This is a genomic window from Bradyrhizobium sp. ERR14 (genome assembly GCF_014198235.1).
Lineage (GTDB): Bacteria > Pseudomonadota > Alphaproteobacteria > Rhizobiales > Xanthobacteraceae > Bradyrhizobium.
The window spans coordinates 180,403-201,826 of the sequence record NZ_JACIHD010000005.1 but is presented as its reverse complement, the minus strand read 5'-3'; the positions used below and the strand labels follow the sequence as shown (position 1 = coordinate 201,826).

The window sequence follows — 21,424 nt, the reverse complement described above, 5'->3', positions numbered from 1 at the left end:
CCTGGCGCGCTTAACAAGGCCTGCACCCGCGGCCTGATGCCGATGCAGTGGCGGCCTTGCCGGATCGCGATCATCTGGCTATCGGGTCCTGTCGAAGGGACCCGAGATTTGCCATGACAGAGCCGGCCGGCACCGCAACGGGAACTTTATCGTTCGGGCCATTCTCCGTGACGCCGCATGAAAGGCTCGTGATGCGCGACGGCGTCGCGTTGCCGCTGGGCGCGAAAGCGTTCGACACGCTGATGGCGCTGATGTCGCGACCGAACCAGGTCGTCGGCAAATGGGACCTGATGGCGCTGGTGTGGCCCGGCGTCACCGTCGAAGAGGCCAATTTGCGCTTTCACGTCGCAGCGTTGCGCAAGGCGCTCGGCGACGGCAAGGACGGCGCCCGCTACATCACGACGCTGTCCGGCCGCGGCTATTGCTTCGTGGCACCGATCTCGCAACTCGCAGCGCCGGTTTCGCAAACAGGCATTGCGGCAGCCCAGCGCCCCGCGCCACGGCTGGAATTGCCGCCGGTGAAACTGCCGAACCGGCTACAGCGGATGGTCGGGCGCGACGATGCGATCGCCACCGTTTCCGACAAGCTCATCGCCTCGCGCTTTGTCACGATCGCCGGTCCCGGCGGCGTCGGCAAGACGGCGGTCGCAGTGGCGATCGCCCACGACCTGCTCGAGACTTTCTCCGACGCCGCGCACTTTGTTGATCTCGCCGCGCTCAGTGATCCCGATCTCGTGATCACCTCGATCCTGCTGATGCTGGGCTTGCCGGCCGAGACCGACGATCCCCTGCCCGCGCTGCTCGCGCATGTCAGGGACAAGCGGATGCTGCTGGTTCTCGACAATTGCGAGCACGTCATCGCGACCGCCGCGCCGCTGGCGGCGGACATCTTCCAGGCAGCGCCACATATCCATATCCTCGCGACCAGCCGCGAGGCCCTGCGCGTCGAGGGCGAGCAGGTCTATCGATTGGCGCCGCTTGCCGTTCCGCCCGACGGCTCCGGACTGACGGTCGCTGCAGCGCAGACCTATCCGGCGCTGCAGCTGTTCCTCGAACGTGCCACGGCCAGCGGCGCGCAGATCAGTCTCGATGACGCCAATGCCGCGATCATCGCGAGGATCTGCCGCAAGCTCGACGGCATGGCGCTGGCGATCGAACTCGCCGCCGGCCGGGTCGAAGCCTACGGCCTGGAGCAGACGGCCGCATTGCTCGACGAGCGCCTCAATCTGCTCTGGCAGGGCCAGCGAACGGCGCCGCCCCGGCAGAAGACATTGCAGGCCACGCTCGACTGGAGCTACGGACTGCTGTCGGATCTCGAACGCCTCGTGCTGCGCAGGCTTGCGGTCTTCGCCGGGCATTTCACCATCGACGCGGCGCTCGAGGTCGTGCCGGACGAGCGCGTCGACCAGGCCCGCCTGTTCGACGCCGTCGACAGTCTCGTGGCCAAATCGATGGTCGCGCCGCGCCCCATCGGCGCCATGATGCGCTACCGCCTGCTCGACACGACGCGCGCTTATCTGCTCGAGATCGAGCCCGATGACGCGGCTCTCGCCGCCCGCCACGCGACGTACTACCGGCGATGGCTGGAACAGGCCGGCATGACATGGGCCGCCGTGCCGAGCGCGGACGAGCGAGCTGCTCACTTCTCCGCGCTTCACAATGTGCGCGCCGCGCTCGACTGGTGCTTCGGGGCGGGCGGTGATCTCGGCATCGGCATTGCGCTCGCCGCCGCCGCGGCGCCGATCTTCCTGGCGATGTCCTTGTTGATCGAATGCCGGCGCTGGTCGGAACGGGCGCTGCTGGCGATGGACCCCTCCTCGCGCGGCAGCGCCGAGGAAATGCACATCCAGGCCGCTCTCGGACTGACCTTGATGTTCACCCGCGGCGGCAGCGAAGCGGCGCGCAGCGCCTTGAGCCGGAGCCTTGCGATCGCCGAAGCGCGCGGCGACGAAATCAACCAGCTCCAGCTGCTCGGCCGGATGCATATCTTTCACGAGCGGATGGGAGAGTTCGACGCCGCGCTCGGCTATGCGCAGCAGAGCCTCGGGGTCGCGAGGTCGCTGGGCGATTCCGCCTCGATCGCCCTCGCCCATTCCCTCCTCGGCGTCTCCTTGCATCTGGCAGGCCGGCATCGCGACGCGCTCGAGATGCTGGAGGTCACATGGCGGGGACCGGGCACGGAGCGAATCAGCACCGTCCACGGCTTCGATCATCGCAATCGGGCCGGCATCACGCTGGCTCGCAAGCTCTGGTTGCAGGGCCGCCCCGCGGATGCGCTGCAACTGGCGCGACAGACGGTCACCGAGGCGGCGCAGATGGATCACCCGATCACGCTCTGCATTGCGCTGATCTGGACGGTCGCAATTGATCTCTGGAGCGGAGACCTCGATGGTGCGGACGCGAACATCGACCGCTTCATCGCGCATGCGACGTCGCGCTCGATGGGGCCTTATCTCGCCGTCGGCCGCGGCGTCAAAGGCGAGCTGGCGATCCGGCGCGGCGATGCCGCAGTTGGCGTCGAGACGATCAGGACTTGCCTGCGTGAGCTCCACGATGCCCGCTACGAGCTGCTCACCACCACCTTCAACATCGCGCTGGTTCAGGGTTTGTTGGCGCTCGGGCAGATCGAGCAGGGCACACAGCTGATCGACGACGCGATCCGGCTCGTCGCGCAGAGCGGCGATCACCTCTATATGCCCGAGCTGCTGCGCATGAAGGGCACGGTCCTGTCGCACCTGCCGGAGCCGCAAATCGAGGAAGCCGAGGCCTGCCTAGTGCAGGCGCTGAAACTCAGCCGCGCGAAGGGCGCCAAAGCGTGGGAACTGCGCGCGGCAATCGATCTGGCGCAACTTCTTGCCCACCGGCGCCGCGGCAAGGAAGCCAGGCGCTTACTTCAATCGGCACGCGAGGGTTTCGCTGCAGGTTCCGAGACTGAAGATATCAGGGCCGCCGATGCGCTCCTGAAGACGCTGTAGCGGGCTCACCCCGTCGGCGTGCCCTGCTTCCACTGGCCGCCGGCGATCTTGGCGGCGGCGATCACCGCCTGGGTGCGGCTTTCGACACCGAGCTTTTGCAGGATCGCCGAGACATGTGCCTTGATGGTGGCCTCGGAGACCCCGAGCTCATAGGCGATCTGCTTGTTGAGGAGGCCCTCCGACAGCATCATCAGGACCCGGACCTGCTGCGGCGTCAGCGTCACCAGACGGTCGCGCAGGCGCGTCATATCGGGATCGGCCGCAGCCGACAGATCGGTATCGGCGGGAACCCAGACGTCGCCCTCCATCACCTTGAGGATGGCGTCGCGCAGGGTCTCGACGCCGAATCGCTTGGGAATGAAGCCGGAGGCGCCGAAATCGAGCGAGCGGCGGATCGTGGCGCTGTCGTCGGACGCCGAGACGATCACCACCGGGATCGCCGGATATTGCGCACGCAGATAGATCAGGCCGGAAAAGCCTGAGATCCCGGGCATCGAGAGGTCGAGCAGGATCAGGTCGACATCCGAGGTCTGTTCCAGGAGCTTGGTCAGATCCTCGAACGATCCGGCCTCGTCGATCCTGGCCGAGGTCAGGACGCCGGCCACCGCCTGTCGCAGCGCGTCGCGGAAAAGAGGATGGTCATCGGCGATGACGAGATGGGTCGAGGGAGCGTTCATCGTTCTCTTGCTGTCGTTCGCGGGCCGGCGGACAGATCCCGGGTATGTCAATTCTTCCCCGAGCGGCCGTGGCATGCAAGTGCACATTATCCCTTTGCTGCAAAGGGGTTAATCCGGAAGCCTACGTGGCGGCGCGCCGGTGCCCGATACCGGCGTCAGCTACGCGTCAGTGCGCAAGGCCGAAAGTCGTATTGGGGCGGGTTTCACGCCGATGTTACCTTGCAGCCAAGACCTGGGTTGATCCGGCATGTCCGGACGTCTGGGGTGCGAGGAAACGCAATTCGGGGAGCGACTCAATATGTCGACAATGGCTGTGTCTCAAGCAGGCGCGGGAGGGATGACGAAGGACGAACGGTTCGTCATTCTCGCCTCCTCGCTCGGTACCGTCTTCGAGTGGTACGATTTCTACCTCTACGGCTCGCTGGCTTCGATCATCGGCGTGCAGTTCTTCTCGGATTACCCGCCAGCCACCCGCGACATCTTCGCGCTGCTGGCCTTCGCCGCCGGCTTCCTGGTGCGTCCGTTCGGCGCGATCGTATTCGGCCGCGTCGGCGACATCGTCGGCCGCAAATACACCTTCCTCGTCACCATCCTGATCATGGGTCTGTCGACCTTCATCGTCGGCCTGCTGCCGAACGCGGCGACCATCGGCATCGCGGCTCCGATCATCCTGATCGCGCTCCGCCTCGCCCAGGGCCTGGCGCTCGGCGGTGAGTATGGCGGCGCGGCCACTTATGTCGCGGAGCATGCTCCGAACGGCAAGCGCGGCTACTACACCTCCTTCATTCAGACCACCGCGACGCTCGGCCTGTTCCTGTCGCTACTAGTGATCCTGTTCACCCGTAGCGCCCTTGGCGAGGCCGATTTCGCGAAGTGGGGCTGGCGCATCCCGTTCCTGGTCTCGGTGCTGCTGCTCGGCATCTCGGTCTGGATCCGGCTTCGCCTCAATGAATCCCCGATCTTCCAGAAGATGAAGGACGAGGGCAAGAGCTCGAAGGCGCCGCTGACCGAAGCCTTCGGCAACTGGCAGAACGGCAAGCTGGTGCTGCTCGCGCTGCTTGGCGGCGTGATGGGCCAGGGCGTCGTCTGGTACACCGGTCAGTTCTACGCGCTGTTCTTCCTGCAATCGATCCTGAAGGTCGACGGCTACACCGCCAACCTGCTGATCGCCTGGTCGCTGCTGCTCGGCACCGGCTTCTTCATCGTGTTCGGCATGCTGTCCGACAAGATCGGCCGCAAGCCGATCATCCTCGGCGGCTGTCTGATCGCGGCGCTGACCTTCTTCCCGATTTTCAAGATGATCACCACCAATGCCAACCCGGCGCTGGAAAAGGCGATCGAATCGGTCAAGGTCGACGTGGTGGCGGATCCCGCGGGTTGCGGCGACCTGTTCAACCCGGTCGGCACCCGTGTCTTCACCGCACCTTGCGACACCGCACGTGCCTACCTGTCGCAGTCGTCGGTCAAGTACTCGACCACGTCTGGCGCAGCCGGCTCGGGTGTGAAGGTCGTCGTCAATGGTAAGGAAGTGCCCTACACGAGCGCCAAGGACAGCAACCCGGCAGTGCTCGCCGCGGTGCAGGCGGCCGGCTATCCGAAGGCCGGCGATGCGGGCATCGTGAAGATGTCCCATCCGTTCGACATCTTCCGTCCGCAGGTGGCGGCGATCATCGGCCTGCTGTTCATCCTGGTGCTGTTCGTCACCATGGTGTACGGCCCGATCGCGGCGATGCTGGTCGAACTGTTCCCGACCCGTATCCGCTACACCTCGATGTCGCTGCCCTACCACATCGGCAACGGCTGGTTCGGCGGCCTCTTGCCGGCGACCGCCTTTGCCATCGTGGCCTCGACGGGCGACATCTATGCCGGCCTCTGGTACCCGATCATCTTCGCCTCGATTACCGTCGTGATCGGCTTCTTCTTCCTGCCCGAGACCAAGGACGTCGACATCAAGGCGACCTGATCGAAAGCAGCGATAAGTACAACGAACCGGCCGCGGAGCGATCCGCGGCCGGTTTTGTTTGAGCACTAAAATTGCTTTATTGATTGCTGCCGACGAATTGCAGCACCACCTCGCGCCGGTGCGGGCGCTTGCGGTGCTCGATCAAATAGATCGCCTGCCAGGTGCCGAGGGCAAGCCTGCCGCTCAGGACCGGGACCTGAAGCGAGGCCCCGGTCAGCATCGTCTTGATATGTGCCGGCATGTCGTCCGGTCCTTCGGTGTCGTGGGTCCACCCGGCATTCTCCGGCGCCAGCCGGGACAGCGCCGTGGTGAGATCGACCAGCACGGACGGATCGGCGTTCTCCTGGATCGTCAGCGAGGCCGAGGTATGGCGGATGAACAGCGTCAGCGCGCCGTCGCGCGCGTGAACCTCGGCGATGAATTTTGCAGCCTCGCTCGTCAGATCGGTGAAGCCGTGACCCGATGTCTGCACGGTCAGCAATGACGATGCGATGGTGTCGGCTTGCACCGACGATGGCGCCGAGCGGGTGACTGATCTGGTTGATGTCATGAAGGGTCTCGACTAATCGAATACTGCCGTAGGGTGGGCAAAGGCGCAAAGCGCCGTGCCCACGTCTTTCTTCATTGTCTAGAAGCATGGTGGGCACGGCGTAAGAACGCCTTTGCCCACCCTACGGCACCTCAACGCACGGATGGCGCGAAGGGGTCCTCAAATCTTCCCCGACACGTCCTTCTGGACGCGGTTGGCCATGTCGATCAGCCGCCGCCAGGCCTTTTCCAGAAACGACATCACGCGGTCGACGTCCTGGTCGCTCGGCAGCGGGATCTCGATCTTGCGCTCGCCCTCGGCGGCCTTGGGCTCCGCTTTCTTCAGCGGGTCGGATTTCGGCAGCGCCTCGTCGATCTTGCCCGACACCGTCGGCCCGGCCGCGAGCTGTCCCTGCAGCCTTTCGACCTCGGCCTGGAGCCGGCCGATCTCGGCGTCGAGCGCGGTCCGTTCGTCGGGCACCGCGTAACAGGCCCAGCCGGCGCCGTTCTTGGTGCAGGTCGATACCGTCCCGGTGCGCGTGTCGAGCCGCAACACGCCCTCGGGGATGGGCGTCATGCTGTAGCGGCCGTTCTCGCTGTCGGGCGCGGATTGCGCGGCCTCGAGGTCGCCGCCGATCGCCACCGCGGCGGCGAACGCCGCCAGCGCAAGCCATGATGTTGTGGATGACGTCACTGGTCTCATCGCGATCTCCGCCACGACGTGCAGGTGGCCCTCTCGCAAATTCTACACCCCGGTGAGGCGATCCGCCGCCCAAAACACGCACCCTTATCAACGATCGCGGCGGCGTGTTCGATCCCGGCAGCGTGGCGAAAGGGCGGCCGCCTTCGCCGATCCTGAGGCTTGCTGCTGCGGTGCGGCGTCACGCTGTGTGCAGCGCTGCCGTGCGCGCCAATATCATCAAATAAATCAGCTACATAACCGAAAGCGACGCAATCGTGACTTGGCTTGACTTGATTATGGGCCATCAGTATGGTCCGCGCGGCTTTTGAGGGTGGCGGGCGCAATTTCCATTCAGCCGCGGCGTTTCGGGTCTTCGTTGCATGACACAGGGCACGGGACACGGCGAGAATGGGGATCGCGATAGATCGTCCGAGGAAGCTGCGCTTTCCGAACGGCTCGGAAATCTTGATCAGCGGTTGTCCGAATTCCGGGACCGACGAATCAAGACCGAGCAACCCGCAGGTGACGGTGAAGACAGAGCGGCCAGAGCTTCGGCGATGGCGCTTGGTTTCCGGTTATCCTCCGAGTTGATCGCCGGGGTCGTTGTCGGAGCGGGGATTGGCTGGGGTTTCGACCGCTTGCTGTCGACGTCGCCTTTCGGATTTATCGTGTTCCTGTTGCTGGGCTTCGTCGCCGGCGTGGTGAATGTGGTGAGAACGGCGGGTGCGGGTCAAAACAGGCGCGGTGGGTCTTAGCCGATCCGCACCAGGACAGGAATGATCGTGCCGGCCTTGCCGGTACGGGCCGGCCCGGCCGGCAGACCGAGACCCGCCGGCATTGCCCGGCAGACCAAGAGATGCCGCGCTGATGAAAATCGACCCGATCCACCAGTTCAACATCGAGCCTCTCTTCACCCTGGGCCATATCGGCAATCACACGATCGCCTTCACCAATTCGTCGCTCTACATGCTGGTGGCGGTGGCGGTGATCTCGATCCTGATGCTCGCCAGCGGCACGCAGCTGGTTCCCGGGCGCCTGCAATCGGTCGCCGAAATCTCCTACGAATTCGTCGCCTCGACCATCCGTTCGACGGCCGGCGCGGAAGGCATGAAGTTCTTCCCGCTGATCTTCTCGCTGTTCATGTTCATCTGCGTCTCGAACCTGGTCGGCATCATCCCCTATACCTTCACGGTGTCGAGCCATCTGATCGTCACCGCGGCGCTCGCGCTTCTGGTCTTCTTCACCGTCCTGATCTACGGCGTCGCCAAGAACGGCCTGAAGTTCTTCTCGATCTTCGTACCCCACGGCGTCCCCGGCTACATCCTGCCGCTGGTGATGTTCATCGAGATCCTGTCGTTCTTCCTGCGGCCGGTCTCCCACAGCGTCCGTCTGTTCGCCAACATGCTGGCCGGCCACATCGCGCTGAAGGTGTTCGCGGGCTTCGTCGCCATGCTCGGCTTCTCGCTCGGGGCGCTGGGCTGGGTCGGCGGCGTGCTGCCGCTGGCTCTCACGGTCGCGCTGTACGCGCTCGAGATTCTGGTCGCGTTCCTGCAAGCCTATGTGTTTGCGATCCTGACCTGCATCTACCTCAACGACGCCATTCATCCGGGACACTGAGCGGTCCGGGGAATTTCCACCCACAACCCAATCTTTCTTCCAAGGAGTCTAAAATGGATCCGGCAGCAGCAAAACTTATCGGCGCGGGCATCGCATGCATCGGCATGGGCGGCGCGGGCGTCGGCGTCGGCGTGATCTTCGGCAACTACCTTGCCGCAGCCGTTCGCAACCCCTCGGCCGCTCAGGGCCAATTCGGCAACCTGATCTTCGGCTTCGCCGTGACCGAAGCGCTCGGCATTTTCTCGCTGCTGATCGCGCTGCTGCTGCTGTTCGTTCCGCTCTGAGGACGACGTTTTTCGCGCCGTTCCATCCATTGGGACGGCGCGTGTGACTGCAACAGGAGAACTCCGTGGCTGAAAGTCATGGCGGCGCAAAAGGTCCGGCGGCGGGCGCTCACACCGAGGCTGACGGTGGTCACCACGGTGGCGGTTTTCCGCCGTTCGAGAGCAGCAACTACGCTTCACAGCTGGTGTCGCTCGCGATCTTCTTCGTCCTGCTTTACGTGATCGTGTCCAAGCTCGCTCTGCCGAAGGTCGGCGGTGCGATCGAGGCGCGTCAGAACAAGATCGAGGGTGACCTCGCCGAGGCGCAGAAGCTGAAGGACCAGTCCGAGGCGGCGCTCAAGGCCTATGAAACCGAGCTCGCTTCGGCGCGCACGCGGGCACAGGCCATCGGCAACGAATCCCGCGACAAGGCGAATGCGCAGGCGGAAGCCGAGCGCAAGACGCTGGAAGAACAATTGGCGGCCAAGCTCGCCGGGGCGGAGAAGACCATCGCCTCGACCCGCGCCACCGCCATGAGCAACGTCCGCGGCATCGCGGCCGATGCAGCAGGCCAGATCGTGCAGCAGCTTGCCGGCGTCGTTCCCGACGCTGCGTCGGTCAATGCCGCGGTCGATGCGTCCCTGAAAGGTTAGTCGAGATGTTCTTCGATCCTGAAACCTGGGTCGCCATCGCCTTCGTGATCCTGATGGTCGTGTTCGCCTATCTCGGGGTCTTCAAGTCGGCGATGATGGCGCTGGATCATCGTGCCGCCCGCATCAAGGCCGAGCTCGACGACGCGACGCGCCTCAAGCAGGAAGCGGCCAAGGTGCTCGCCGACTACAAGGCGCGCAGCGCCACCGCCGAGCGCGAAGCTGCCGACATCATCGCCAACGCCAAGGCCGAAGCCGAGCGCATCGCGGCCGACGCCAAGGCGAAGATGGAAGACTTCGTCGCCCGCCGGACCAAGACCGCGGAGAGCAAGATTGCGCTCGCCGAGGCCCAGGCGCTCGCCGATGTCCGCGCCGCAGCCGCGGAAGCCGCCGTTCAGGCCGCCTCCACGATCCTGTCGCAGTCGGTCAAGGGCCAGGTCGCCGACGATCTGCTCGCCAAGGGCATCACCGAGGTTCGCCAGAAGCTGAACTGAGGGTTTTGCCTTCAGTAATCAAAAAGCCGGCGCGATGAGCGCCGGCTTTTTTGTTTGCGACACCGCAATCCACAAATACCGTGTCATCACCCGCGAAAGCGGGTGATCCAATATTCCAGAGACAGCAATGAGATACGGAGAAGCCGCGGCGTACTGGATGCCCCGCCTGCGCGGAGCATGACAGCGTTCTTCGTGACGACTTGCTTACCTACTTCTTCTTCCGTCCCTTCGGCTCGGGCGACAGCGCCTGCGGGTCGAAGCCGACATAGAAGACATAGGAATCGGCGACCGCGGCCGAGGGCGTCGGATAAGCCAGATCCTCGACGATGAAGGTGAAGGGCACGCTGCCGCCCTCCGACATCTCGACCGTGGTCCGGTAAGCCTTCGAGGCGATCACTTTCTCGCCGACGCCGCCCTGCACCACCGCGACACGCAAGGGCACCTCGACGGTGGCGGGCGCGCCGGCGGGCCCGGCGATCACGCGGCCCTGGATTCCGATCCGAGCCGTGATGCCGACACTGCTGCGGGAACATTCGCGCGCCATCTTGGTGATCGAGGCCTGGAAGCGGATCTCGTTGCCGACGGCCGGCTTGCCGGCCGCCCCGACCGCGTAGGTTGATGCGCCCGCGCGCACCGTCACCTGCGGGCAATCGACCTCGTCTTCCGCCGGCTGGCCAGGCGCGGGCGCGGGCTTGGGCGGGGCCGGCTCATCCGACTTGCCGCCGAACAGGCTCTTGAAGCGGTCAGTCAAGGACTGGGCGGCCACCGGCGAAACCGCCGCGAACGACATCGACAAGACAAGCGCGATCGCCGTCCCCCGCCGCAGCACATTCCGCGATGACCGAAGCTGCTTCACCATCAAAGCCCGTACTCCAATGACAATTGTCCGGCCGATCGTGGGCCGGGGCATGCGGGTTATATCGTCAAAATCGGCGAACCCAAGGCAGCAAAAAGGGGGACTTGGCAGGGGACTTGGCAAGGGACTTGGCCAAAGGACTTGGGCAAGGGATTTGGCCACATGATCGAGCGGCTCAGCCGCGGAAATCCTCATGCAGCAGGCCGAACAGCAAATGGTCCTGCCAGACCCCATTGATGCAGAGATAGCGGCGCGCCAGGCCCTCACGGGAGAAACCGCACTTCTCCAGCACCCGGATCGACGGCGCATTGGTGGGGATGCAGGCAGCCTCGACCCGGTGCAGATTGAGCTCGCCGAACAGCGTCGGCAGGAGGACCCGCAGTGCAGCCGTCATGTAGCCGCGATGGGCATGGGGTTGGCCGACCCAATAGCCGATGGTGCCGGCCTGCACGATGCCGCGCCGGACATTGGCCAGCGTGATGCCGCCGACCATGGCGCCATCAAGCTCGCGGAAGATCAGAAAGGGATAGGAACGGTCCGCGGCAATGTCCTCGGAATAGCGGCGCAGGCGGCGGCGGAAGCCGGATCGGGTGAGATCGTCAGACGGCCAGATCGGCTCCCAGGGCGTCAGATAATCGCGGCTGGTTTCGCGCAAATGCGCCCATTGCAGGAAGTCCGACATCTGCGGCGCGCGCAGCAACAGCCCGTTACCGCGCGGCGCGAGGGCGGCGGGTCCACTGGACGGCAGGCGAAAGAGGGCCATGGTGATGCTTCCCGGGGCAGCTCAGCCCGCGCGCGGCTCCTAATGCAGCCGCGCCTTGGCACGTGCCCGCGTCAATCCTTCCGCAAAAGACACCGCCGTGTCCAGACCCCTGCCACTGCCTAATGCGACAACGGCAGGCCGGCTCCGCGACAGCAGCGCACGCGCCGCGTCCCGGGTCGATTCGACGCTGACGGCGTCGATCCGGCCCACCAGCTCCTCGACCGTCTGCGGCCGGCCATAGGCCAGCACGTGACGCGCCAGCTGCTCGGCACGCGACGAGCAGCTCTCCAGCGCCATCAGGAGCCCTGCCTTCATCTGCGCCTTGGCCCGCGCGATCTCGGCCTCGGTCAGCGTCTCCACCGACTCATTCATGATGTCGACCACGACCTCCATCATCTCCGGCGCGTCGGCCGGATCGGTGCCGGTGTAGAGGCCGAAGAAGCCGGTGTCGGTATAGGGCGCGTGGAACGAATAGATCGAGTAGCAGAGGCCGCGCTTCTCGCGCACCTCCTGGAACAGGCGCGACGACATTCCGCCGCCGAGGATGTTGGTGAAGACCTGGAGCGAGAACAGCGACAGATCGCTCTGCGGCACGCCTTCCAGCGCCAGCGTCAGATGCGCCTGCTCCAGCTCGCGATGCACCACCTTGGCGCCGCCCTTGCCGAACTGAGCGGTTTGCGGCTTCGGGCCCGGCGTTCCCTCGAAACTCGCAAAGCGCTTCTCGACCTCGGCAACGACTTGGCTGTGATCGACCGCCCCTGCGGCCGCCACCACCATGTCGGGCCCGCGATAATGCGTCGAGAGGTAGCCGCGCAGCATGTCACGGTTGAAGGCGCGCAGCGTCTTGGCCGTGCCGAGCAGCGAGCGGCCCATCGGCTGATCGGGATAGCAGAGCTCGTTGAGATGCTCGAACACGACGTCATCGGGCGTATCCTGCGCGGCACCGATCTCCTGCACGATGACGTTCTTCTCGCGCTCCAGCTCGTCGGGCTCGAAGGAGGGATTGGCGAGGATGTCGGCGAGCACGTCGAGCGCGAGCGGCACGTCGGCCTTGAGCACCCGCGCGTAATAGGACGTGGTCTCGGTCGAGGTGCCGGCATTGAGGTCGCCGCCGACCGCCTCGATCTCCTCGACGATCTCGCGCGAGGAGCGCTTCGTCGTGCCCTTGAACGCCATGTGCTCGAGCAGATGCGAGATGCCGTGCTCGTTCGGCTTCTCGTCGCGTCCGCCGACGCCGGCCCAGACGCCGAGCGCCGCGGTCTCGAGATGGGGCATCTTGTCGGTGACGACGGTCAGGCCGGAGGCAAGCTTGGAAATCTCGACGCTCATCCGGCAACTCCCTGCTTTGCGGCGCGGCTGACTGACAGCACGAACCGCTCGACCTCGGCCTGATCGTTCTTCATCACCTTCATGTGTTCGGATTTGGTCATCAATCCGTCGAGCCAGGCCGGCAGTTGCGGCCGCTGGCCGCAGGCCGCTTCGACAGCGTCGGGGAATTTGGCCGGATGCGCGGTGGAGAGCACGATGCTTGGCACCCTCGTGTCGGTGGTGTCGCGATCGGCGACGGCGAGCGCCACCGCCGTATGGGGATCGACCAGCTCGCCTGCCTCACGCCAGCCGGCGCGGATCGCAGCCGCGGTCTCGGTCTCGTCAGCGCGGCCGGCGTCGAACTCCTCGCGGATCGCGGCCAGCGTTGCGTCCGGCAGCACGAAACGTCCTGACTGCTTCAGCGAATCCATCAGACGGCGCACGCCGGCTGCATCGCGCTTGCCGGCCTCGAACAGCAGCCGTTCGAAATTCGAGGAGATCTGGATGTCCATCGACGGCGACGCCGTCGCGTGCACCTCGCGCACCTCATAGATTCCCGTCTTCAGGGTGCGCGCCAGGATGTCGTTGACGTTGGCGGCGATGCGCAGGGTCCGCACCGGCAGCCCCATGCGCTTGGCGACGTAGCCGGCGAAGATGTCGCCGAAATTTCCGGTCGGCACGACGAAATCCACCGCGCGCGCCGGCGCACCGACGGCGACGGCGGAGGTGAAATAGTAGACCACCTGGGCGACGATGCGTGCCCAGTTGATGGAGTTGACGCCGGAGAGCGAGGTCGCATCGCGGAAGCGGTGGTTGTTGAACATCCCCTTCACGAGCGCCTGGCAGTCGTCGAAATTGCCCTCGATGGCGAGCGCATGGACATTGGCCGCGCCCGTCGACGTCATCATCCGCCGCTGCACCTCGGAGATGCGGCCGTGCGGGAACAGCACGATGAGATCCACGTTCTCGAGGCCGGCGAAGGCTTCGACCGCAGCGCCGCCGGTATCGCCTGAGGTGGCGACCACGATGGTGGTGCGCTGGCCGCGCTTGGCGAGCACATGGTCCATCAGCCGCGAGATCAGCTGCATCGCCACGTCCTTGAAGGCGAGCGTCGGGCCGTGAAACAGCTCCAGCACGAACTGGTGCGGCGACATCTGGCGCAGCGGCACCACCGCCGGATGGCGGAAGGTGGCATAGGCCTCGTTCGCCATGCGGCCAAGTTCGGCGTCCGAAATCTCGCCGCCGGCGAACGGACGGATCACGTCGACCGCGACCTCCCAATAGGGGCGGCCGAAGAAGCCGGCGATGGTTTCAGTGGAGAGCCGGGGCCAAATGGTCGGCACATACAGGCCGCCGTCGCGCGCAAGCCCGGTCAGCATCACGTCGCAGAAGCCGAGTTCGGGGGCCTCGCCCCGGGTCGAGATATAACGAGTCAAACTGCCCTCCAAAGGCCGACCGGGCTTACGCCCGTTCGTTAAGCCTTTGATTTTACGAAATTACTTGTTAACAGCCAGAGGCTTTGCGCCACCATAAAGTGTTTTGCGGCATCAGGAAACCGCTTCCCGCCGGCACCCCTGCCCAGCAAAAAGGGCTGCGGCGATGCCGCAGCCCTCTCTTGGAAGGTCTGTCGTTGATATGTGCAGACCGGTTTGCCTCTGGGGTCGCCGCCCCCGCTGAAACTTGTCCGGCAACCTTTCGCCGTCAGTCACGAAATCGTCAAGGGCGAAAACGACCAGCGCGGGAAGATGTTCCTATTTTTCCCGACATGCCCAAGCTTTTGCGAGCGCGCTCCAGCCAACCGTCGTCAAGAATTGCCATTTTATCCCGACAATTGCGGGGATCCGGAACGAATGCCACCTCGACCCATTGTGTCCGCGGATGGGTGTCGGCGGTGTCCATGCATTGCCCGGCTGCACGCCGGCACCAATCCGTCTCGCCGAACCGGCTGCATCCTGGAGCAGCCGGTTCGGTGCCGGGCCCCCGGGCCGTCAATTCATCCCGATTTCAACCGCGATCCTGATCAGGTCGGAATGATTCTTGGCTCCCAGCTTCTGCTTGAGCAGGGACGTGGTGTTGGCGACGGTCTTGTAGGAGATGCCGAGCGCCTCGGCGACTTCCACGATCTTGTCGCCGCGTCCGAGCAGGCGGAGAATTTCGAGCTCCCGCGGCGTCATCTGCGAAGCCGGGTTGGCCTTGATCGCCGCGCCGGAAAACGTCACGGCTTCCGCGAGTTGCGGTGAGATGTAATTGTCGCCCGCGATCACCTTGCGCACCGCTTTCAGCAGGATCCTGGGATCATCGCCCTTGGAGACATAGCCCTGCGCCCCAAGCTCGACCGCCCGCACCACGAAGGCCGGATCGTCGTTCATGCTGAACATGATGATCTTGGCGTCGGGATCGTCCTTGCGGATGCGTCGCATCAGCTCGAAGCCGGAGACATCGGGCAGGCTAATGTCGATCACGGTGACGTCGGGCCGCTTGCTGACATAGGCGCGATGGCCGGATTTGGCGTCGGTCGCCTCGTCGATACGGATCGAATGGTCCGAAGCGAACAGGGTGCGGCAACCGGACAGCACCACGGGGTGGTCATCGACAATCAGGACCCTGGTCGCCGGCTTGGCGGTATCTTGCATCGCGCACTCTCTTGTTTTTCGACTCATAGACCGGCGGGAACAAATGGAAAGAGTAAATCCCGCCGATGCGCGTTAGAATTGACCTAATGTGGCAACGACTCTCGTTCAGAACGCAACTGTTTCTTCCACTTGGGGCGAGCTTTCTCGCAGCGCTGATCCTTGGCGGCGTGCTGCTCCAGATCTTCGCGGCCGGTCAGCTCGCCGACGAGAACGAGCCCGCACGACGTTCGACCCGGACGATCGCGGCCGCACTCAACAACACTCTGCGCGCGTCGGACGACCCGCGGAAGACGCTTGACGCCTTTGTCCAATCCTTGACCACCTCCTCAGACATCCAATTCCGTTCCGCGGAAGCCACTCCTGCGGAGCCACCAAAGGACGGCCTTCACAACCTGCAGGGGGTTCCGCAGTGGTTTGTCAACCTGCTCATGGTACCGGACATGGACGCCGCAACCCCGGTGCTGATCGATGGCAGACGTGTCGGCGATATCGTGTTCCTGCCGGACCTGTCGGCCGACCTGTTCGAGAAGTGGATCGGCTTCCTGGCGCTGACCGGCCTCGTCGCCGTGCTGACCGTGCTCACCGGAATCATCGCTTACGTCTTCGCGGGATCGGCACTGCGTCCCCTGCAGCATCTCGGCGAAGGCCTCACACGGATGCGGCGCGGCGACTACGCAAAGCCGATCCCGGTCGGAGGGCCGCCGGAGATCCGGCAGAGCTGTGCGGAAGCAAATGCGCTGGCTGCGACGCTGGCGCAATTGAGCCAGGACAATCGCGATCTGATGCACCGCCTGGTGTCGCTCCAGGACGACGAGCGTCGTGACCTCGCCCGCGAGTTGCACGACGAGCTCGGACCGCTGCTGTTCAGCATCCGCGCCGGCACGATCGCGCTGGTCGACGCTTCGCCGCAGGTGGGAAATCTCGGCAAATCAGCCCAGGATGTGCTGCAATCGGTCGAGGCGCTCCAGCAGACCAACCGCCGCATCCTCGATCGGTTGCGGCCGCTCTACATTCAGGAGCTTGGCCTTTCGACCAGCGTGCAGACGCTGCTCCAGAACTTTCGCAAGCAGGCACCGCATATCGTCCTGACGGAGACGATCGATCCGGGTCTCAACGGCATCGCCGGGCCGCTAGCCCAGACCGTCTATCGCGTGATCCAGGAGGCGCTGACCAACGTGCTGCGCCACGCCAAGGCCGGCAACGCCCATGTCCAGGCGACCGTCACCGGCGAGGCGCTCATCATCGAGATCTCCGACGACGGCGACGGCTTTCCCGAGGGCAACGTTTTCGGCCGCGGCCTGACCGGCATGCATGAACGCGTGCGCGCGCTCAGCGGATCGCTGTCACTGTTGCGCGTGGATGGGCGAACTTATGTACGCTGCCGGCTTCCGACCGAGCCGGCACGCCAGGCGCCGGTCCAGCCAATTGGATGAGCTGACCTTGTCAGAGACCCACTGCGCACTTTGCGCCAACGCGGCCCTTCGGGTCCGCATTGTGCCCTAACAGGCGCAGCCATGATGCGCGTCCTGTTGCGCCGGCTCGCACAGCGTGCTGCGGATCTTGCCTTCCGGGCTGAAGCGAAACGAGGCGTGAATGCGTAGCGCGCCGGCGACGGAATATTCGACATCGACGCCATGGGGCGCGGGATGGATCTCTTCCAGCCCGAAACCCGCCAACGAGAAGGCACTGAGGCGCGGCTGCCAATAGGCCTCGAGCTCGCTGCGGCCGCGATAGCACTGCGCGCCGTTGCACGTGCATTCGACCTGGGCGTCGTCCGCATAGAGGTCGAGCAACGTCGAGAGGTCGCCCTTCCGGCAGGCGTCCACCCAATCGACGACAATTCCCATCTGGTCGAAATCGCTCACGCCGCAATCCCTGTCTGCCGCGGAAACTCACCGGCGGCTTAGGACCACACTCGTGAATGTGCGCTGAATAATAAACCCCGGACGATACCGGGTTCCCTCAGAGTATCTACCGTCGAGCTCAGCTCTGCCGCCGGCCTCTTGCCCACACCGCGAAGGCGATCAGCACGGCGCCTGCGAGCAGGAACCAGGTGATGGCGTATTGCAGGTGATCGTCCTTCAGATGCACGTCGAGCGGCCCCGGGCGGGGGATGCCGTTCTCGGGCACCGGTTGCTCGAGGTCGACATAGAACGGCGCAACCGCGCCCCAGCCGAGCGCGCTTGCGATGGCCGGATGATCGCGCACGAACCAGAGCCGCTTGTCGCGGTTCTCCGCCGGCGTCAGCCTGCCTGGCGGCTCGGGAAAGCGCAGGTAACCGGTGAGCGCGACCGGCTGCCCGGTGACGAGCTTCTTCACCGCGCGATCCTCGACGCTGCGGTCCTGCATCGTATTCTCGACGAAGCCCGCATCGATCACGACCATCTCGCCGCTGGGAAGCCGCGCCGGCAGGAACGCCCAGGTGCCGGGGCCGGAGGCGTCCCTGCGCACCGCCGAGCCCGAGGAATAGATCATCGCATCCGGCAGGGCTGCGTAGGTCGCGGTGAAGCTGACGCGGCGGAATTCGTCGCGCGCGGGATTGAGCGCAGCCCATTGCGAAGGCGGCGGCAGCGCGATGGGCGCCTCTGCAAGGCGCTCGGTGAGCGCCGCGACCAGCGCGTGCTTGGCGGTCCGGCGCTGCAATTGCCAGAGGCCGAGCGCGATGAAGACGGCCGTCAGGAACAGCGTGAACAGCGCGAAGCCGGCCACGCGAGGCTTGCGCGCAGGTTGATTCATTTCGCGCGGTCGACCAACCGGCCCGGCGCCGCCTTGTGGTGGAATTGCAGCGCGATCAGCAGCGACTTCATCGCACGCAGCGGCAACAATGTGGTGGCCAGGATCAGCGGCAACCACAGCGCCGCATGCAGCCAGTATGGCGGCTGGTATTTGACCTCGACGATGAGCGCAGCCGCCACCACGATCCCGCCGGCCAGCATGATGATGAAGATCGCCGGCCCGTCGCCGGTATCGATGAAGGCATAGTCGAGACCGCAGCGGTCGCAGGCGGGCGCGAGCGTCAGGAATCCCGCATAGAGCTTGCCTTGACCGCAGCGCGGGCATCGGCAGGCAAGCCCGCGCAGCGCGCTTTGCAGAACGGTGGTTTCAGGCACGGACGGGCCGGTGCTGTCATTCATGATGGCGGACTCTATCACAGTTTTCGCGGGAGCTTCCGGCGGCCCAAAAGCGAAAGGGCGGCCCAGCGGCCGCCCTTTCTGATCTCGTTGTCGCGGCTCAGTGCGCGCCGTGGGCCATGGTCTCGGCGCCGTGTCCCCAGACATAGATGCAGAGGAACAGGAACAGCCAGACCACGTCGACGAAGTGCCAGTACCAGGCGGCGAACTCGAACCCGAGGTGCTGCGTCGGCGTGAAGTGGCCGGCATAGGCGCGGAACAGGCACACCAGCAGGAAGATGGTGCCGACCAGCACGTGGAAGCCGTGGAAGCCGGTCGCCATGAAGAAGGTCGCGCCATAAACGTTGCCGCCGAACGAGAACGCCGCATGGCTGTACTCATAGGCCTGCACGCAGGTGAAGAGCGCACCGAGCACGACGGTGAGGATCAGGCCGTATTTCAGGCCCTGGCGGTCGTTCTCGAGCAGCGCATGGTGCGCCCAGGTCACGGTGGTGCCCGACGTCAGCAGGATCAGCGTGTTGAGGAGCGGCAGGTGCCAGGGATCGAAGGTCTCGATGCCCTTCGGCGGCCAGGTGCCGGGGACGGCGCAGGCGCCGGCCTGGGTGCCGAGGCCGCATCCGAACACGGCATCGCGGGTGGCATGGACGGCGTCGGCCGGAAACAGCGCGGCGTTGAAATAGGCCCAGAACCAGGCCACGAAGAACATCACCTCGGAGGCGATGAACAGGATCATGCCGTAGCGGTGATGCAGCTGCACGACGCGGGTGTGGTCGCCCTTGTACTGGGCTTCCTTGATCACGTCGCCCCACCAGCTCGCCATGGTGTAGAGCACGCCCACGGTGCCGACGCCGAACACGATCGGCGCGGCCGAGAACATGTGATGCATCCAGGCGATCGCGCCGACCGCCATGATGAAGGCCGAGAGCGAACCGACGGCCGGCCAGGGCGAGGGATCGACCAGGTGATAGTCGTGATGCTTGGTGTGCGCCGTAGCCATTTCGGTCTCTCTCCTCAATCCCGTGCCTGTCAGGCACTTATCCCCTTGTTTCCAACCGCCCGAGCGTGAGCCCGGCGATCAAAGATTTCCCTTGCGCTTGTCGCCTTCGCCCGATGCCAGCGGCTTCACTACGGGATCCTTCACCGGATAGAAGGTGTAGGACAGCGTGATCGTATTCAGCCCGTCGTTCTCGTGATCGTCAGCGATCGACGGATCGACGTAGAAGACAACAGGCATCTCGCGCTTCTCGCCGGGCGCCATGGTCTGCTCGGTGAAGCAGAAGCAGTTGATCTTCTGGAAGTACGACCCGACCGTCAGCGGCGCGACATTGTAGGCGGCCTGCGCGGCGGTGGTGCGCGCAGCCTGGTTGGTCACGGTGTAGAAGACGGTCACGACCTGGCCGATATTGACCTCGATCTCGCTCTGCTCCGGCTCGAACTTCCAGGGCAGGCCGGGCGCGACGTTGGAATCGAAGCGCACCGAGATTTTCCGCGCGATCGGGCCGGTGGCCGGCGCGGAGGTCGCGACCTGGGTCGTGCCGTTGAAGCCGGTGGCGCGGCAGAACCAGTTGTAGAACGGCACCGCCGCGTAGGAGGCACCGACCATCAGCGCGACCACGCCGCCGCAGATAGAAGCAACCACCACATCGCGGCCCAGCCCGCGGCCCTTGGTCGGCTCACGCTTGGCCGGCTTGGCGCTGACATCCTGCGATATGGTGGGATCGTGATCCATGTTTCCTACATCGGCCGCACGAGGACTGCCGGCCCCTTGACCATGGTGACGGCGAAGAACAGCACCACGAGCACGCCAAGCGCGAGCGCGATCGCAATCGAACGCTGACGACGGCTCTTCTTCTGCGCCTCGGTGAGGACGATTCCATCTGGCTCGGGTTTGTCGACCATCCCTGCGATCATGCGCCCCCTACCAGCGGAGCAACTGCCCGGAACACGACCTCGGCCAGCAGGGTCGCGAACAGCACGAACAGATAGAGGATCGAGAAGGCGAACAGCTTGCGGGTCGCGCGCAGCGACTGGCTGCGCTCGCGGCGCAGATAGACGTTGATCGCGAGCACCAGCATGCCGGCGCCGAGGATCAGCGAGACGATGCCGTAGATGGCGTCGAAATAGCCGAGCGCCCAGGGCGCGGCGGCGACCGCGATCAGCACGATGGTGTAGAGCAGGATCTGGAGCCGCGTCGCGTCGGGGCCGGCGACATTGGGCAGCATCGGAATGCCGGCGCGCGCGTAATCGTCGGAGCGGAACAGCGCCAGCGCCCAGAAGTGCGGCGGGGTCCAGAAAAAGATGATGGCGAACAGCAGCAGCGGCTCGACGTCGACCGTGCCGGTCACCGCAGCCCAGGCCACCACCGGCGGCAGCGCGCCGGCGGCGCCGCCGATCACGATGTTCTGCGCGGTCCAGCGCTTCAGCCACATCGTGTAGATGACGACGTAGAAGAAGATGGTGAAGGCGAGCAGCGCGCCCGCGATCCAGTTGACGAGGATGCCGAGCGTCATCACCGAGAAGAAGGACAGCGTCAGGCCGAACGCCATGGCTTCAGGGCGGGTGATGCGGCCGCGCGGAATCGGCCGGTTCGCCGTGCGCGACATCTTGGAGTCGATATCGCCTTCCAGCGCCATGTTGAGCGCGCCGGAGGCGCCGGCGCCGACGGCGATGCAGAGCAGCGAGGTGATGGCCAGCACCCAGTGGAAATGCCCGGGCGCCATCGCCATCCCGACCAGCGCGGTGAAGATCACCAGCGACATCACCCGCGGCTTCAAGAGCGCGATGTAGTCGCCGACCTCCGCCTCGGAGATGCGGGGATTGATGTCGATGGCGTTGTGGTCGAGGACGGACACTTAATTCAACTCGCTTCGTTATAGAGCCGCGG

At 65.0% G+C, this 21,424-nt stretch carries 23 protein-coding genes; 8 read left to right on the top strand and 15 right to left on the bottom strand.

Translation table 11 applies throughout. From position 1 onward, the window contains the following. Window positions 1-113: 113 nt before the first annotated feature. A complete protein-coding gene (locus tag GGD62_RS16990; protein WP_183709110.1) occupies window positions 114-2,975 on the top strand; it encodes a tetratricopeptide repeat protein in 2,862 nt (953 codons plus the stop codon). Window positions 2,976-2,980: 5 nt separating this feature from the next. On the opposite strand, the gene GGD62_RS16985 is transcribed toward GGD62_RS16990, so the two are convergent. Then, on the bottom strand, window positions 2,981-3,652 hold the full coding sequence (locus tag GGD62_RS16985; RefSeq protein WP_018316334.1) for a response regulator transcription factor: 672 nt from the start codon (window positions 3,650-3,652) through the stop codon (window positions 2,981-2,983). Between the two features lie 337 nt (window positions 3,653-3,989). On the opposite strand from GGD62_RS16985, the gene GGD62_RS16980 reads away from it, so the two are divergent. Beyond that, on the top strand, window positions 3,990-5,615 hold the full coding sequence (locus GGD62_RS16980) for an MFS transporter (RefSeq protein WP_018316335.1): 1,626 nt from the start codon (window positions 3,990-3,992) through the stop codon (window positions 5,613-5,615). A gap of 76 nt (window positions 5,616-5,691) precedes the next feature. On the opposite strand, the gene GGD62_RS16975 is transcribed toward GGD62_RS16980, so the two are convergent. Both GGD62_RS16975 and GGD62_RS16970 read right to left on the bottom strand, forming a co-directional pair. Further along, a complete protein-coding gene (locus GGD62_RS16975) occupies window positions 5,692-6,165 on the bottom strand; it encodes a secondary thiamine-phosphate synthase enzyme YjbQ (RefSeq protein WP_018316336.1) in 474 nt (157 codons plus the stop codon). A 159-nt stretch (window positions 6,166-6,324) separates the two neighbouring features. Beyond that, on the bottom strand, window positions 6,325-6,846 hold the full coding sequence (locus GGD62_RS16970; protein ID WP_183236718.1) for a hypothetical protein: 522 nt from the start codon (window positions 6,844-6,846) through the stop codon (window positions 6,325-6,327). A gap of 359 nt (window positions 6,847-7,205) precedes the next feature. Between GGD62_RS16970 and GGD62_RS16965 the strand changes: the two genes are divergently transcribed. From GGD62_RS16965 to GGD62_RS16945, 5 genes are all read left to right on the top strand, one after another. Next, window positions 7,206-7,580 carry an AtpZ/AtpI family protein gene (locus GGD62_RS16965; RefSeq protein WP_018316338.1) on the top strand — a complete coding sequence of 125 codons (375 nt, stop codon included), beginning with the start codon at window positions 7,206-7,208 and terminating at the stop codon, window positions 7,578-7,580. A gap of 112 nt (window positions 7,581-7,692) precedes the next feature. Further along, a complete protein-coding gene (locus GGD62_RS16960) occupies window positions 7,693-8,442 on the top strand; it encodes a F0F1 ATP synthase subunit A (protein ID WP_018316339.1) in 750 nt (249 codons plus the stop codon). 53 nt (window positions 8,443-8,495) lie between these two features. Continuing rightward, window positions 8,496-8,726, top strand: coding sequence for a F0F1 ATP synthase subunit C (locus GGD62_RS16955; protein ID WP_007599451.1), 231 nt, complete (start codon window positions 8,496-8,498; stop codon window positions 8,724-8,726). A gap of 65 nt (window positions 8,727-8,791) precedes the next feature. Next, complete coding sequence (locus GGD62_RS16950) at window positions 8,792-9,358, top strand: F0F1 ATP synthase subunit B' (RefSeq protein WP_183709109.1); 567 nt, start codon at window positions 8,792-8,794, stop codon at window positions 9,356-9,358. 5 nt (window positions 9,359-9,363) lie between these two features. Then, window positions 9,364-9,849 (top strand): ATP F0F1 synthase subunit B, encoded by a 486-nt coding sequence (locus GGD62_RS16945; RefSeq protein WP_183709108.1) that lies wholly within the window; start codon window positions 9,364-9,366, stop codon window positions 9,847-9,849. A 208-nt stretch (window positions 9,850-10,057) separates the two neighbouring features. On the opposite strand, the gene GGD62_RS16940 is transcribed toward GGD62_RS16945, so the two are convergent. The 5 genes from GGD62_RS16940 to GGD62_RS16920 form a co-directional block, all read right to left on the bottom strand. Beyond that, a complete protein-coding gene (locus GGD62_RS16940) occupies window positions 10,058-10,708 on the bottom strand; it encodes a hypothetical protein (protein WP_018316342.1) in 651 nt (216 codons plus the stop codon). A 172-nt stretch (window positions 10,709-10,880) separates the two neighbouring features. After that, on the bottom strand, window positions 10,881-11,468 hold the full coding sequence (locus tag GGD62_RS16935; RefSeq protein ID WP_018316343.1) for a GNAT family N-acetyltransferase: 588 nt from the start codon (window positions 11,466-11,468) through the stop codon (window positions 10,881-10,883). A gap of 39 nt (window positions 11,469-11,507) precedes the next feature. Then, window positions 11,508-12,797 (bottom strand): pitrilysin family protein, encoded by a 1,290-nt coding sequence (locus tag GGD62_RS16930; RefSeq protein ID WP_183709107.1) that lies wholly within the window; start codon window positions 12,795-12,797, stop codon window positions 11,508-11,510. Beyond that, window positions 12,794-14,212 carry a threonine synthase gene (gene thrC, locus GGD62_RS16925; RefSeq protein WP_183709106.1) on the bottom strand — a complete coding sequence of 473 codons (1,419 nt, stop codon included), beginning with the start codon at window positions 14,210-14,212 and terminating at the stop codon, window positions 12,794-12,796. The genes GGD62_RS16930 and thrC overlap by 4 nt, the downstream gene beginning before the upstream one ends. Before the next feature lie 552 nt (window positions 14,213-14,764). Then, window positions 14,765-15,409 carry a response regulator transcription factor gene (locus tag GGD62_RS16920; protein WP_018316346.1) on the bottom strand — a complete coding sequence of 215 codons (645 nt, stop codon included), beginning with the start codon at window positions 15,407-15,409 and terminating at the stop codon, window positions 14,765-14,767. Between the two features lie 86 nt (window positions 15,410-15,495). Between GGD62_RS16920 and GGD62_RS16915 the strand changes: the two genes are divergently transcribed. Then, entirely contained in the window at window positions 15,496-16,842 is a 1,347-nt protein-coding gene (locus tag GGD62_RS16915) for an ATP-binding protein (RefSeq protein ID WP_183709105.1), read from the top strand. Between the two features lie 66 nt (window positions 16,843-16,908). On the opposite strand, the gene GGD62_RS16910 is transcribed toward GGD62_RS16915, so the two are convergent. From GGD62_RS16910 to GGD62_RS16880, 7 genes are all read right to left on the bottom strand, one after another. Further along, a complete protein-coding gene (locus tag GGD62_RS16910; protein WP_183709104.1) occupies window positions 16,909-17,274 on the bottom strand; it encodes a nuclear transport factor 2 family protein in 366 nt (121 codons plus the stop codon). A gap of 118 nt (window positions 17,275-17,392) precedes the next feature. After that, window positions 17,393-18,145 carry an SURF1 family protein gene (locus GGD62_RS16905; protein ID WP_183258254.1) on the bottom strand — a complete coding sequence of 251 codons (753 nt, stop codon included), beginning with the start codon at window positions 18,143-18,145 and terminating at the stop codon, window positions 17,393-17,395. Next, window positions 18,142-18,543, bottom strand: coding sequence for a DUF983 domain-containing protein (locus GGD62_RS16900; protein ID WP_018316350.1), 402 nt, complete (start codon window positions 18,541-18,543; stop codon window positions 18,142-18,144). The genes GGD62_RS16905 and GGD62_RS16900 overlap by 4 nt, the downstream gene beginning before the upstream one ends. Window positions 18,544-18,640: 97 nt before the next feature. Beyond that, on the bottom strand, window positions 18,641-19,537 hold the full coding sequence (locus tag GGD62_RS16895; protein WP_092255826.1) for a cytochrome c oxidase subunit 3: 897 nt from the start codon (window positions 19,535-19,537) through the stop codon (window positions 18,641-18,643). Between the two features lie 78 nt (window positions 19,538-19,615). After that, window positions 19,616-20,269 carry a cytochrome c oxidase assembly protein gene (locus GGD62_RS16890; RefSeq protein WP_018316352.1) on the bottom strand — a complete coding sequence of 218 codons (654 nt, stop codon included), beginning with the start codon at window positions 20,267-20,269 and terminating at the stop codon, window positions 19,616-19,618. 5 nt (window positions 20,270-20,274) lie between these two features. Beyond that, a complete protein-coding gene (locus GGD62_RS16885) occupies window positions 20,275-20,451 on the bottom strand; it encodes a hypothetical protein (RefSeq protein WP_018316353.1) in 177 nt (58 codons plus the stop codon). Then, complete coding sequence (locus GGD62_RS16880; protein WP_018316354.1) at window positions 20,448-21,392, bottom strand: heme o synthase; 945 nt, start codon at window positions 21,390-21,392, stop codon at window positions 20,448-20,450. The genes GGD62_RS16885 and GGD62_RS16880 overlap by 4 nt, the downstream gene beginning before the upstream one ends. Window positions 21,393-21,424 lie beyond the last annotated feature (32 nt).